Genomic DNA, 13,880 nt, shown 5'->3' on the forward strand with positions numbered 1-13,880 from the left:
CTAGCTTTCGTCTGTAACAGGAATGTCAAAGCCGCAGCCCATCGTCTCCGTATCGAGAGGGACGAGGCATGAAGCGACCGCACGACGATTTTCCCGACACATCCCGCATCGCCACGGCGAAGGCGATCCTGTGCGATCTCGACGGATGCCTGATCTGTGGGGACCGCGTGCTGCCGGGAATCCCCGCCTTCATCGCGCAGCACCGTGACCGGCTCTGGATCGTGTCGAACAATTCCACCGACACGCCCGAGAGCCTGTCGCTGCGGCTGGAGCGTCTCGGCATCGCGGTATCGGCGCAGCGGATCATCCTCGCCGGCGCCGAGACGCTGCGGCGTCTCGCGCATGTGGAGCCGGCGCCGGCGATCGCCCTGCATGCCGCGCCGGTCATGGCGGCATTCGCGGAAGGGATCGGCCTGCGGCTGACGAACGCGAATCCGGACACGGTCGTGCTCTGTCGTGATACCGGAATGACCTATGCAAGCCTCGCCCGGGCGCTGCGCCAGCTACAGGCTGGCGCGCGGCTCGTCGTCGCCAATCCCGACACCTGTCACCCATCTGCGGAAGGCGACGCCGTTCCCGAGACCGGCGCCCTGCTCGCCGCCATTCATGCCGTGCTGCCCGATCACCCGTTCGAGAGCCTCGGCAAACCGGCACCCACCCTGTTCGACATCGCCCTTGCCCGGGCCGGATTGCGCGCGTCGGAAGCCGTCATGATCGGCGACAACGACGCGACTGACGGGCATGGCGCCCGCGCGCTCGGCATCCCCTTCATCCTCGTTGATCCCGCAAGAGGCGCCGCGGCGATCATGGAGCGGGCGGCGACCGCCACGGAGAGAACCTCATGCTGATCTTTCTCCTGCGTGCCCTCGCCAAGATGGCCGTGACGCTCTTCGTGATCGTCACCATCGTCTTCTTCGCCACCCGTCTGTCCGGCGATGCGATCGATTTCATCGGCGGTGACGCGCTCGACGCCCAGAGCCGGGCCGAGCTGATCGTCTATTATGGCCTGCGCGAGGACATGGTCACCCAGTACTGGCGCTTCCTGCGCGGCATGATCGAGGGCGAATTCGGCCTCTCCCTGATCGAGCGCCGCCCGGTCACCACGATCTTCCTGGAGCGGGTCGGACCGACCCTGCAACTGGTCGGGACGGCCATCCTCGTTACCCTCGTGATCGCCATCCCCGCCGGCATCTATGCCGCGATCCGGCGCCGGTCGAACGGAGCGAAGGCGGTGATGACCGGCGCCTTCATCGGTTACGCCACGCCCAATTTCGTGATGGCGACGCTGCTGCTGCTGGTCTTCTCCTACTGGCTGCGCCTTCTCCCGAGCGCGGGCAACGGCAGCGGGGCGCATTTCATCATGCCGGTCACGGCCCTCTCGCTGACCTATATCGCGGCGCTGATCCGTTACACCCGCAACGCCACCCTTGACGTGCTCGGCCAGGACTACCTGCGCACGGCGCGGGCCAAGGGGCTGCCCGAGCGCACGGTGATCACGCGTCACGCCATGCGCAACACCCTGATCACGGTGCTCTCCGTCTTCGGCCTGATGGTGACGGCCCTGGTCTCTGCGGGTGCCGTGGTGATCGAAACCGTCTTCTCCTGGCGGGGAATCGGCGATCTCCTCGTCACGGCAGCGATCCGGCGCGATTACCCGGTCCTGCAATTCGGTGTCCTCGCCGTGGCGAGCGCCGTCATCGTCATCAACATCCTCACCGATATCGCCTACGCGCTGGTGGATCCGCGCGTGCGGCTGGGAGCGCGGACATCATGACGACACCGATTGCACTCTCTTCCCGGGCCGGGTCCGGCGGCCCGCTCGCCCTGTGGCACGATGCCGGCCTGCTCGAACGCGGCGCCTTCATCCTGGGGCTCACCCTGCTCGCAGCGGCCTTGTTCGCCCCGTATATCGCGCCGGTCGATCCGAATGCGCAGAGCCTGCTGGCGCGCCTGCGCCCGCCCCTGGGTTTCGACCGTGCCGTTTCCGGCTACTGGCTGGGCACGGATGAGCTGGGTCGCGACATCCTCTCGCGTTCACTGCATGCCCTGCGCCTGACCATCGGCCTCGCCCTTGCCGGCGCGACGCTCGGCATGCTGCTCGGCCTCACGCTCGGCCTGATCGCCGGTCTCGTCGGCGGCATCGTGGATGACCTGATCGCGGGATTGATCGACATCCAGATCGCGGTGCCCTTCACCCTGATCGCGCTGCTCGCGGTCGCGCTGTTCGGGGGTGATCTGATCGTGCTGGTGCTGGTGCTCGGCATTGCCGGCTGGGAGACCTTCGGGCGCGTGGTGCGCGGCGAGGTGATCAAGCTGCGCGACCAGCCCTTCATGGAAGCGGCCCGCGCGGCCGGCGCCTCTCCCTGGCGGCTGGCGGTCAAGCATCTCCTGCCCAACCTGGTTTCCCCGCTCGTGGTGATGTTCGCGCTGAGCTTCGCCACCATCGTTCTTCTGGAGAGCACCCTGTCGTTTCTCGGTCTCGGCGTGCGACCGCCGACAGCGACACTCGGCTCCATGGTCGGCCATGGCCGCGCCTACATGCCGAATGCGCCTTGGCTGGTGATCACGCCGGCTCTCCTGATCCTCCTCGTCACCCTGGTCGTGCAGATCCTCGGCGATTTCCTGCGGGATCGCGCCGATGTCCGCCTGCGCGACCGGTAGTGCGAAACGGCGGCACGGTGCCGCCCCACTGACCTGCAACACGGCTATTCGGAGCAAGACCATGAAACGCTTTTTTACAGGGACGGCCCTCGCGCTCAGCCTCGCCGCTCTCTCAGGCCTCTCGCCGGCACTCGCCCAGGAGCTGCGCGTCGGCGCGCAGAACGTCTCGAACTATCTCGATCCCGGCGAGGATCACTCGAATGTCGGCTCGCAATTCTACTACAACGCCTTCGACACGCTGATCGCGCGTGATCATGCCGGCGACGGCGGCTTCGTGCCCGGGCTTGCGACCGAATGGGAGCAGATCTCGCCGCAGGTGATCGAATTCACCATCCGTGAGGACGTCGTCTTTCATGACGGCACGCCGATGACGGCGCATGACGTCGTCTTCTCCCTCAACCGCATGTTTTCCCCGACTTACCCGCCCTACATGGTGCGCAAGCGCGACCGTCTGGGCAATTTCACCCGTGCCGAGCTGCGCCCGGACGGCAAGGTGCGCGTCTATACCGCCCAGCCCGAGCCGCTCTTCGAGACCCTGCTCTCGATGCAGCAGACCATGATCGTGCCCCAGGCCTATCTGATGGGCCTCGCCGGACATCCGCAAGCCGACGAGATCGCGGCCTACGAGGCTTTCGGCCTCGCCCCTGTCGGCACGGGCCCCTACCGCATCGCCGAGTTCATTCCCGGCGAGCGCATCGTCTATGAGCGCCACGCGGAATTCTGGGGCGAGCCGGCCCCCTATGAGCGCGTCATCGTCACCCGCATCCCCGAGACCGTGAGCCGCGTCACGGCCCTGCGCTCGGGCGAGGTCGACATCATCACCAATATCGCCCCCGACCAGATCGAACTGATCGAGAGTGATCCGGCCTTCAAGACTGAAGGATCGGTGACGCCCTTGTTCCATGTCATGATCATGAACGCGAACCATCCCGAAATCGCCGATCCGCGCATCCGCCAGGCACTCAGCCTCGCCATTGATCGCGATCTTCTCAACGAAGCGCTCTGGCTCGGCATGGCCGAGGTGCCGTCGTCCCACACGATGGAGGAATTCGGCGATCTCTACATGCCCGAGCTCGAAACCTTCCGCCACGATCCCGAGGAAGCGCGTCGCCTTCTCGAAGAAGCCGGCTATGACGGTGCCGAGATCACCTACGACATCCATTCGCCCTCTTATTACACCAATGATCTGCTTGCCGCCCAGGCGATCATGGAAATGTGGGACGCTGTGGGCATCAACGGCGTGATCAACCCGCGCGAGAGCTGGACCGGCTGCTCGTCCGAGATGATGACCCGCACCTGGTCGAACCCGATGTATTTCGCCGATCCCTTCGGCTCCTTCGGCGTCATGTGGGCGCCGGGCGGACCCTCGGAGAGCTGCGAGCGGTTCAATACGGATGCGGCCTATGCCGAGACCTGGGAGCGATTCCGCTTCTCGGAAGATACCGCCACCCGCCGCGAGGCCTATGCGGAACTGATGGACCGCATCGCCGCCGATCCGCCCGTGCTGCCGCTCTACCGCCCGTTCGAGGCCTGGGGCATGCGCGCCGAGATCGACTGGGCTCCCGCTGCCACGCATATCCCTTACGTGCTCGATTTCCGCGCCGGGCGCATCAGCGAGAACGAGTCCTGACACGACGATCGCGCCGCCCCGCCCCGGGGCGGCGCGATCCCATCTCCCGTCATTCCAGACCGAAGAGACAGATCATGACCCTTCGCCTCGCCGTCATCACCGATATCCATCACGGCCCGCCGACACAGACCAAGCGCGGCGATGCCGCCCTCGCGCTGACGGCGGATTTCGTGCGTTTCGCCAACGAACAGGGCGTCGATGCCGTGCTCGAGCTGGGCGACCGGATTTCCGACGTCGATCCGGCCACCGATCATGCCAGTATGGCAGAGGTCGCGCGGCTGCTCGACGGCCTCGCCATGCCGCGCCACCATCTCGACGGCAATCACGACCTGATCCATCTCGACCGCGCCGACAACGCCCGGATCCTGGGGCGTGAGGCCGGGCATCGCATCGTTCCGCTCGGCGCCTGGGATCTCGTGCTCTGGCAGGCCGATCCGGCGACGCGCAATGACGGGATCCGCAGTCTGGAACTCAAGGACGATGACTTCACCTGGCTCGCCGATGTCGCGAAACAGGCGACCCGTCCGCTCCTGATCGCGAGCCATACGCCGGTCTCGCCACATCCGATGACCGGCAACTTCTATTTCGAGAACATACCGCAATGCGGGGCCTTCCCGCAGGCAGCCGCGATGCGCCGCGCTCTGGGCGAGGCGCGCGTGCCCGTCGCCGCGATCTCCGGCCATGTCCACTGGAATACACTCGCTGCGGATAACGGCATCACCTATCTCACCCAGCAATCCCTCACCGAGAGCTTCACCACATCCGGCGAACCGGCAGGCGCCTGGGGAGTGATCACGCTGGGCGACGATATCCGCTGGCAGGTCTTCGGGCGCGATCCGTTCGAGGCGCGCTTTGCCCCGGCCGCAACGCGCTGGAAGCCCGTGATGCAATGGCCGCGTGAAACCCATGCCGCCGCAGGCGAGAGGGTCGCATCATGACGTCATCCCTCCTGAGCATCGACAATCTCCATATCGCGTTCGGCGCGACGCAGGCCGTGCGCGGTATCAGTTTCGAGATCGGGCATCATGAAACCTTTGCGCTGGTGGGGGAATCGGGCTCGGGAAAATCGGCCACGGCGCTCGCCATCCTGCGTCTGATCGAGCGCGAGGGCGGGCGCATCACGCATGGGCGCATCGTCTTCCGCAAGGAGGCGCCGGTCTGTCTCACGGAGCTTTCCGACGAGCAGATGCAGACGGTACGTGGACGCGATATCGCCATGGTCTTCCAGGAGCCGCTGACGGCGCTCAATCCGGTCCTGACCATCGGGCGGCAACTGACCGAGACCATTCTGCGGCATGAGCCCGTCAGCCAGGCGCAGGCGCAACACAAGGCCATTGAACAGCTCGAACGGGTGCGGATTCCCCAGGCAGCGGCGCGGCTGTCGCAATATCCGCACGAGCTCTCCGGCGGCCAGCGCCAGCGTGTGATGATCGCCATGGCGCTCGCCTGCAATCCGCGTCTCCTGATCGCCGACGAGCCGAGCACCGCCCTCGACGTGACGACGCAGGCCGAGATCCTCGCCCTGATCCGCGATTTGCAGGCCGAACGGGGCATGAGCGTGCTCTTCATCACCCACGACATGGGTGTCGTCGCCGAAATGGCCCACCGCGTCGGCGTCCTGCGCCACGGGCGTCTCGTCGAGACCGGCCCCGCGCGCCGTATTCTCACCGCCCCGCAGGAATCCTATGCGCGCATGCTCGTCGATGCCGCGCCCCGGCTTGGTGCCGGTGGCCCCGCACTGCTGCCGGAAACCGGGCGATCTCCGGCACTCGCGCTCGACAATCTCGTCGTCGATTATGCCGGACGCCGGCCGCATCCGCTGGCGGCGCGAACACGAACCCGGGCCGTCGATGGCGTCTCGCTCCATGTCGCGCAGGGGGAGAGCGTCGGGCTGGTCGGCGAATCGGGCTGCGGCAAATCCTCGATCGCGCGGGCGATCCTGCGCCTGACGCCCGTGGCATCGGGCAGGATCGCGATTGACGGCCAGGATATCACCCGCCTCTCCGAGCGCCGGCTTTTTCCGGTCAGGCGCAAGGTGCAGATGGTCTTCCAGGATCCGTTCGCCTCGCTCAATCCGCGCCTGCCGACCTGGGATCTGATTACCGAACCGGCCTGCATCCACGCCACTGTCGCACGAGACGACCGGCGCGACATGGCGGCGGCTTTGCTCGAGCAGGTCGGCCTCGGAGCCGAACATCTCGACCGCTATCCGCACCAGTATTCCGGCGGCCAGCGCCAGCGGCTGTGCATCGCACGCGCATTATCGGTCCAGCCGAAACTGATCATCGCCGACGAACCGGTCGCTGCGCTCGACGTCTCCATTGCCCGGCAGATCACCGAGCTGATGCAGGCGCTGCAGCAGCGGCTTGGACTTTCGTTCCTCTTCATCAGCCATGATCTCGCCGTGGTCGAGCGCCTGTGCCACCGCATCGCCGTGATGCGCGCCGGGAGGATCGTCGAGACCGGGCCCACGGATGCGATCATCGGCGACCCGCAGGAGGAGTATACGAAGACCCTGATCGCAGCAGTCCCGGGCCGGATCACGCCGGCTGTTGCGGCCGTGCACGAGAGGCAAAGTCTGGTGGGTTGAGGGTCAGTCCGCCCGCCATTGAAGCTCCACAAGGTGGCGATTGGTGTCTTCACCGTTTCCAGGTCGTTGATCGCGCGCGGGTAGCCCTGCTGTGAACGCTGCCGGGGAGTTTCAGCCCAGAAAGAGATGGGCCTCGCAAATCATCTCATCGATGGGCACGCCAACCGGAACTGAAACCGAGACCACCCGCGCAGGGGCATCGAGCGCTATCCGGTGGGCAGCGAGGCCCTCTGCAATGATGTTCGGCGACTTGAAAGCGCCCAAAAGCCCATTTCGCATGGTGGCGACCATATTCCGGTGCATCATGTTTCGAAGCGGGTGCGCCATCATTGGCCTCGTCTGATTCACGAGTAATGGCTCGTCTTCGGTGTCTGGCTGCCAGATCGCCGAACGAATCATGCGCCGGCCGAGGTCCACACTCACCATGTCGGCGAGCATGCGTGAAGGAAAGGTGCCCGCGACTTGCGAACGTTCCCGGGATAAGCCTCAAGGCTTGATCATCACGTTCCGATGCAGGAGCCTGAGGATCTCACATCACCCTTTAGGCGCAGCCTTCTCCCCGGCACTGTGCTCGACCGTGCCCAACGCATCGGCGAGGCGCATCTTTGCGGAACCGGGGCGCAGCGGCTTCTGCTGGTTCTCGTGCGGCGACCAGCCGGAGAGCCAGATCAGCTCGAAGGTCGCGGGAATGCGACCATCGGAATCGGCGAAGCGTTCGGCATAGATCTGCGCGGCGCGCAGCATCAGCGCGCGTGTCACGGGCGTGCGGCGGCGGGCCAGCAGCGTGTTCGTCATGCCCATGCGCCGCAGGTCCTGCATCAGCGCGAAGGCGTTGTCATAGCGCACGCGCAGGGTCTCGAGATCGGTGACGGGTAGCGCGAAACCGGCGCGCTGCATCAGGCCGCCGAGATCGCGCACATCAGCGAAGGGAGCGACGCGGGGGCTGAGCCCGCCCGTGAGTTCGCTCTCGGCATCGGTCAGGGCGGCGCGCAATTCATGCAGCGTCGCACCGCCGAGGAGACAGCCGATGAACAGCCCGTCGGGCTTCAGGGCGCGCCTGATCTGGATCAGCGCACCGGGCAGATCGTTCACCGCATGCAGGGCGAGCAGCGACACGGTGAGATCGAAGCGCTCATGCGCGAAAGGTAGCGCCTCGGCATCGCCGATCACCGTATCGCCGTTACCCGTCTGCTCTCGCGGATGGTCTGCCGCTGCCACCCGGAAAACCGTCTGCGCATGCCCACGCGCGCGCAGATGCCGCGCGACGCCGGCATCCGGGCTCTCGATATCGAGGGCGAGGGCGAAATCACGCATTACCGGCATCAGCCGCAGATCGAGATCGTCCAGGGCGTGGCGCAGAAGGAAATCCTCATAACCCTGTGCATGCGCCCGGGCGAGACGACGGCGCACCAGATTGCGATCAAAGACGAGCAGTGAATTCATGCCGACGATATGGCGCGAAAACGGCGCGGCGTGAAGGGGGGGCGAAGGCATCTGCAACGGGGGCGTTTCGGGCGCTGTCCGATGGCTGCAGAGGAGATAACCCCGTGATCATAGATATTCGGGCTTCGGCCCGGACGAGGAAAGCGCTGAATCGTTGAAGACGATATATCCAGGCCAACGGAGCTTGCAAAAGCTGTGTGGTATCTCAAGACCCTGGTATCCAGCATTGCGTCGCGATGCTCAGGCCTCACGGCATTTTTCAGACCCAATCGGCGATCGCAGCCATGTCCCCTTCGTCGCCCGCCCGTTCCCTCTTTCAGCGCCCGGCGATGCGCGGAGCATACGTTCATTCTTTCAAGGTTGCAGGGCGCTATGTGCACAACTGTTCTCCTTGCGAATCTCTTCGAGTCCGAACAACCTGATCATTCATAAAAATTCGCGCATTAGTTGCTGTAGCGAACGACAAGGGAATCATGGGGGCTGATTCGATCCGGCGCATTCTGGCGCTTTCGCCGCGCGGGCAAACGAGCGATCAGCTGATCTGGCGCCTGAAAGCCGGGGGTATCCGCGTTTCGGGCGACCAACTCCTCGCTGGTCTGCAGGCGCTCCAGCATAGCGGTGAAGTCGTGCTGGATCGCAATGGTCGCTGGACCATGTGCCACCTTTCGGGAAAGGATACGGGCGCTGCAAGTGCGAATCTGCGCGCCGGCGGCGCGGGAGCTTCCCCGCAAGCGCCGGAAGCGGTCCTCACGGCGATGCCGTTAAGCAGCATGCCGGCGCAGGCGTCACGGGATATGTCGGACGATGTTGCAGGCGCTGATGCGGCCGAAGCGCCGGATCCTGCTTCCCCCGCGCCGGCGCCGCCCTGGCAGGCTTTGCTTTCCTATTACGAATCAACCCTGCGGCTCGATCCGCGTGGCAGCATTGAGCAATTTGCCGATCGCCACGGCACGCAGTTCCAGCTTTTCCGGGCTGCCGGCAACTGGTGGCACGAGGCCGCCCTCGAAATAGCCGAAGACGCCTTGCCTGCGACCCTGCGTGAAGCCCTCGCCCGCCGCAATGACCGGGTCCTGGCGCTGGGATATCCGCTATCCGTCTTCGAGGAAGACAGTGTCACCACGCTCTTGCCCGCCCTGCTGATCCCCGCGCGCTGGGCTTTTGCGGATGGCCAGTGGCGCGTGAGCGTCGCAGACGACGCGCCCAGTCTCAACCCGAGATGGCTGAAACTCATGGCGCGCCGCAGCCGTCAGCGCCAGGAGGTGCTCGCGCAACGCATTCTGGGTGACGACCCCGCGCCTGCGCTCACGACCCTCGTCGACAATCTATCGCGCGCGCTGGCGACGCATCTGGCGCAGCCGTTGCGACCCGGAGAGCTCGCAGGGCATTGCTCGACGGCGCAGGAGGGCATCCACAATGCCGCGGCACTCTTCCTCCCGGACGAGAGCAGCTTCACCCGCGCCGCTGCCGACGACGTTGCGCGCATGGCCGGTTGGGAAGAGGAGGCACGGCGCGCCTGTGCGCTGGGCGCCATGCTCGATGAGGCGCCTGCTGCGGGCGGGCGCCAGGATACCGATCCGGCAGGGCCTGCAGCGCGCGTCGTTCTGAACGTCGATGCGCTGTCGACCTCGCAACGCGACGCCGCGACGACGGCGCTCAATAATCCGCTAACGGTGATTCAGGGGCCACCCGGCACGGGCAAGAGCCAGGTGATCGTCTCGCTGATCGCAACGCTTGCCATGACCGGGCATTCCGTGCTGTTCGCCTCGCGCAATCACCAGCCCCTTGACGAGGTCGGCGAGCGCCTTGTCCGCCTCGCTCCCGACCGGCCTTTCGTGGTCCGTACGCGTGATCAAGGGGGCGAGCAGGATACCGGCTTCGTCGATATCCTGCAGCGCCTCGCCGACGCACCGCAGCAGATGCCAGCCCTGGATGATGACGGGTTCGGCGTCGAGGAGCGATTCGCGGATCTGCACAGGCTCGCGCAGGAACGCGAGACGATCCGCCGGGCCGAGCGTGAGCGAGAAGCGATCGATCTGCGCTTGTCCGAGCATGTCGAGCGCGCCCGGCGCATCCGCGATCGGCTGCCGCCCGAGGTGGAGTCAAGATCACCGGAGTCTGCTCCCGGTGGTCTGGCGGGGCTGATCACGAGGATTTGGGTGCTACTGCGCAGGCTGTTCGGGCGCAGCGCATTGGACGCTTCTGATGAAACGACCCTCTCACCGGATGCCGGGCTTCCCGATCTCGATGCCGTGATCGCCCGGGATCGGGCCCGGCTGGCGCAACTCGGACCGGCGCGCACATTCCCCGAACCCGACGATCAGCGCTTGTGCGAAGCGGCACGGGCGCTGCTTCCGGCGATGATGCGAAAGCGCCTCGATATTGGCCCGGACGGCCATACGCTCTTTGCGGAGCGGCTTGCCGCACTCGCCTTCGGCGGCAAGGTCGAGAGTGCGCGGCTCGATCGCGACGATGCACAGAGTATCCTTGCGTGCTACCCGGTCTGGATCACGCCGGCTCTGTCGGATATCGTCACTGGCCATCCGGCAGCTGCACCACGCCTCGGGACATGATCCGCATTCCACCCAATGAAGATGTCAAAGATGGCGGAAAACCGCCTGCGACGATCTATCGGCAGCGCATCGCTCAGAACCAACACTATCAGAAGATGCAAAGAGGAGCCTAAATCACGCCGGACCCTGTCCAACGGATATGGAGCAGCTCAAAGGGACTCAGCCATTGCCGTCGCGGTTCACCACACCAGCCCCTTCATCAGTGATCAGCTTCACCCGCAACGCATTCTCACTGTGTCGGCATCAGGAAAATCTCGTTCACGCCACAGCGCGGATCGGAGTCGAGGGCAAAGAGCGCGGCCCGGGCCACGTCCTCGGGCTTCAACTTGTCCGGCTTGGGCTCGTCGAAGAATGGCGTATCAACCATGCCCGGCGCGATAATCGTGCACCGTCCCCCGAAAAGTTTCATCTCCTCGGAAAGATTGCCGCCATATCCGTGCACGAACCATTTCGAGGCGCCATAAACCGATCCCGGGATATGGCGCCGTCCCGCAGCTGATCCGGTCAGCAGGAGGTGTCCCACCCGCTGCTTCAGATGCGGCATCGCCGCCTTCACGGTCCAGAGAACTCCCAGAACGTTCACCCGGACCATTCGCTCCCATTCTTCCGGATCGCCCGCATCGGTCCCGGGCGCCGACAGCCCCATGCCGGCTTTGGCGAAAACCGCATCGATTCCACCGGCCCTGCCCGCGAATTCTGCCATCATTGCTTCCTGGCTCTTCAGATCCGTCACGTCCCCCGGCAGGATGACGGCCTGTTCGCCGAGTTCGTCGACGAGAGCCTTCAGCTTGCCTTCGGATCGCGCAGAGCTATACGCGAATCTGGGTGACGCAGTTTGAGGAGGTGGCGTATCGTGGCGGGTGCTGAAGCCTGCCAGAACTTCCAAAAGGAACGATACGCCTATGAAAGATGATATCACGATTACCCCGCTGTACCAGCCCGGATCTGTTGCGGATCCTCTGACAGAAATTGCCCGTGACGGCGCCCGCAGGATGCTTGCGGCGGCACTTCGGGCCGAAGCCGATACCTTTGTGGAGCAATATGCCGAGGAGGCTTTGCCGGATGGCCGGCAACGGATCGTCCGGCATGGTTATGGGCCACAGCGCAGCATTCAGACCGGCATCGGTCCGCTCGACGTGCGCCGCCCGAAAGTCCGCGACCGGGCCACCGATATGCCCGCGGAGAAGAAGGTCCGCTTCACCTCAAGCATCCTGCCGAAATGGGCCCGGCGGTCGAAAAGCCTCGATGCCCTGCTGCCGGTGCTCTATCTGCGCGGGATCTCCACCGGCGATTTCCAGGAAGCGCTGTCAGCGTTGCTCGGGGTAGATGCACCGAACCTGTCGCCTGGTGTCATCTCCCGTCTGACGGGCGATTGGCAGCAGGAATACGATCGCTGGCAGGGCCGTGATCTCTCGGCCCGGCGGTATGTCTATATCTGGGCCGACGGTGTCTATCTGCAGGCCCGCATGGAACCGCAGGCCGAGTGCATACTGGTCATTCTCGGCGCCACGCCGGAGGGGAAGAAGGAGCTCGTCGGCTTCCAGGTCGGCATGCGCGAGAGCGCGCAGAGCTGGCGCGAACTGTTGGTCGACATCAAGGCCCGCGGCCTCAAGGTGCCGCCCGAGATCGCCGTGGGCGATGGCGGCATGGGGTTCTGGAAGGCCCTCGACGAGGTCTTCCCGGGAACGCATCATCAGCGCTGTTGATGGATTGGATGCCCCCTCCCAACGGCATCGCAATGTGCCAACGTGGTGATCTGCAGGTCATTCACGAGAGGAGGAAGCATCCATGGACAACATTAGCATCATCGGCCTTGACCTCGCAAAGCGGGTCTTCCAGGCGCACGGCGCGCGAGCGGACGGTAGCGTCGGCTTCCGCAAGAAGCTGGGTCGCTCGCAGGTTCTCGGCTTCTTTGCCAAGCAGCCGCGCTGCATCGTTGCTATGGAAGCGTGTGCGACGGCCCACGAGTGGGGCCGCGCGATCGGCGAGCTCGGTCACGAGGTCCGCCTGATCCCGCCGATCTACGTCAAGCCGTTCGTCAAGCGGCAGAAGAACGACGCGGCCGACGCAGAGGCGATAGCCGAGGCGGCGGGTCGCCCGACCATGCGCTTCGTCGCGGTCAAATCCGAGGCGCAGCAGGCGAAGGCGATGGCTTTCCGGACGCGGGACCTCCTCGTCAAGCAGCGCACGCAGCTCATCAACGCACTGCGGGGCCACCTCGCCGAGCACGGCCTCATAGCGCCGCAGGGGCCGGCTCATGTCAAGGTGCTGGCGGACGCGCTGGAGGCAGCCGGCTCGCGTCTCGAGACGCTCGTGATCGAGCTGGGGCGCCTCTATCTCGAGCAGATCGAACTGCTCTCCGGCAGGATCGCGGATCTCGACAAGGTGCTGAAGCGCGAAGCGGCGCGGGAAGAAGACACCGCACGACTGATGACCATGCCTGGCGTGGGCCCGCTGACTGCGATGGCGGTCCAGACCTTCGCCCCGCCGATGGAGACGTTCAGGCGTGGACGCGACTTCGCAGCCTGGACGGGGCTCGTCCCTGTCCAGCGATCGACCGGTGGGAAGCAGATCCTCGGACGAACGTCCAAGATGGGGCAGCGCGACATACGGCGTCTCCTGATCATCGGCGCGATGTCGGTGGTCCGCTGGGCCGTCAGGAAGGGCGCGCCGGAAGGCAGTTGGCTCGCACGCATGCTGGCCCGCAAGCCACGCATGGTCGTCGCCATCGCGCTGGCCAATAAGATGGCGCGCGGGATCTGGGCGATGTCGACGCGGGGAGAGAACTTCAGGGGTCCGGTCGCCGCGGTCTGATGACGACATCAGCCGAGGCAGCCGGGCCGTTGGGCGTGTGAGGAAGTCGACAGCAAGGTAAGGGCAAACGATCGGTCAGATCGGGATCGAGAAAAGCATTTGAACCCAAAGAGCCTCGAGCTCGCGCTGTTGATGTGCACTCGATCCGCGTATCTCCATACTGGCCCGCGGT

At 65.2% G+C, this 13,880-nt stretch carries 11 protein-coding genes and 1 pseudogene; 9 read left to right on the top strand and 3 right to left on the bottom strand.

Annotation, left to right across the window (positions count from 1 at the left end; genetic code table 11):
* The first annotated feature begins 68 nt into the window (after positions 1–68).
* The 6 genes from GA0071312_RS12740 to GA0071312_RS12765 all read left to right on the top strand — a co-directional run bounded on the left by GA0071312_RS12740 (position 69) and on the right by GA0071312_RS12765 (position 6,881).
* A complete protein-coding gene (locus GA0071312_RS12740) occupies positions 69–848 on the top strand; it encodes an HAD-IIA family hydrolase (RefSeq protein ID WP_074445278.1) in 780 nt (259 codons plus the stop codon).
* On the top strand, positions 842–1,774 hold the full coding sequence (locus tag GA0071312_RS12745) for an ABC transporter permease (protein ID WP_074445279.1): 933 nt from the start codon (positions 842–844) through the stop codon (positions 1,772–1,774). The genes GA0071312_RS12740 and GA0071312_RS12745 overlap by 7 nt, the downstream gene beginning before the upstream one ends.
* Positions 1,771–2,661, top strand: coding sequence for an ABC transporter permease (locus GA0071312_RS12750; protein ID WP_074445280.1), 891 nt, complete (start codon positions 1,771–1,773; stop codon positions 2,659–2,661). Before GA0071312_RS12745 ends, GA0071312_RS12750 begins: the two co-directional genes overlap by 4 nt.
* Before the next feature lie 61 nt (positions 2,662–2,722).
* Positions 2,723–4,291 carry an ABC transporter substrate-binding protein gene (locus GA0071312_RS12755; protein ID WP_074445281.1) on the top strand — a complete coding sequence of 523 codons (1,569 nt, stop codon included), beginning with the start codon at positions 2,723–2,725 and terminating at the stop codon, positions 4,289–4,291.
* A 74-nt stretch (positions 4,292–4,365) separates the two neighbouring features.
* Positions 4,366–5,229, top strand: coding sequence for a metallophosphoesterase family protein (locus GA0071312_RS12760; protein WP_074445282.1), 864 nt, complete (start codon positions 4,366–4,368; stop codon positions 5,227–5,229).
* Positions 5,226–6,881 carry an ABC transporter ATP-binding protein gene (locus GA0071312_RS12765; protein ID WP_074445283.1) on the top strand — a complete coding sequence of 552 codons (1,656 nt, stop codon included), beginning with the start codon at positions 5,226–5,228 and terminating at the stop codon, positions 6,879–6,881. The genes GA0071312_RS12760 and GA0071312_RS12765 overlap by 4 nt, the downstream gene beginning before the upstream one ends.
* A 111-nt stretch (positions 6,882–6,992) precedes the next feature.
* Here GA0071312_RS12765 and GA0071312_RS12770 read toward each other — a convergent pair whose 3' ends face one another.
* Together GA0071312_RS12770 and GA0071312_RS12775 are read right to left on the bottom strand one after the other, a co-directional pair.
* Positions 6,993–7,319 (bottom strand): hypothetical protein, encoded by a 327-nt coding sequence (locus GA0071312_RS12770; RefSeq protein WP_074445284.1) that lies wholly within the window; start codon positions 7,317–7,319, stop codon positions 6,993–6,995.
* A gap of 96 nt (positions 7,320–7,415) precedes the next feature.
* Positions 7,416–8,324 carry a methyltransferase domain-containing protein gene (locus GA0071312_RS12775; RefSeq protein WP_074446159.1) on the bottom strand — a complete coding sequence of 303 codons (909 nt, stop codon included), beginning with the start codon at positions 8,322–8,324 and terminating at the stop codon, positions 7,416–7,418.
* Between the two features lie 473 nt (positions 8,325–8,797).
* Here GA0071312_RS12775 and GA0071312_RS12780 point away from each other — a divergent pair, with 473 nt between their 5' ends.
* Complete coding sequence (locus GA0071312_RS12780) at positions 8,798–10,894, top strand: AAA domain-containing protein (protein ID WP_074445285.1); 2,097 nt, start codon at positions 8,798–8,800, stop codon at positions 10,892–10,894.
* A gap of 229 nt (positions 10,895–11,123) precedes the next feature.
* Here GA0071312_RS12780 and GA0071312_RS12785 read toward each other — a convergent pair whose 3' ends face one another.
* Positions 11,124–11,780: an SDR family oxidoreductase gene (locus tag GA0071312_RS12785; RefSeq protein WP_074445286.1), complete on the bottom strand. Its 657-nt coding sequence runs from the start codon at positions 11,778–11,780 to the stop codon at positions 11,124–11,126.
* A 16-nt stretch (positions 11,781–11,796) separates the two neighbouring features.
* Between GA0071312_RS12785 and GA0071312_RS12790 the strand changes: the two are divergent.
* Together GA0071312_RS12790 and GA0071312_RS12795 are read left to right on the top strand one after the other, a co-directional pair.
* Positions 11,797–12,597: pseudogene (locus GA0071312_RS12790) on the top strand (IS256 family transposase); the annotation flags it as partial.
* 85 nt (positions 12,598–12,682) lie between these two features.
* Positions 12,683–13,708 (top strand): IS110 family RNA-guided transposase, encoded by a 1,026-nt coding sequence (locus tag GA0071312_RS12795; protein WP_074443356.1) that lies wholly within the window; start codon positions 12,683–12,685, stop codon positions 13,706–13,708.
* Positions 13,709–13,880: the final 172 nt, after the last annotated feature.

This window comes from Saliniramus fredricksonii, assembly GCF_900094735.1.
GTDB classification, from domain to species: Bacteria; Pseudomonadota; Alphaproteobacteria; order Rhizobiales; family Beijerinckiaceae; genus Saliniramus; species Saliniramus fredricksonii.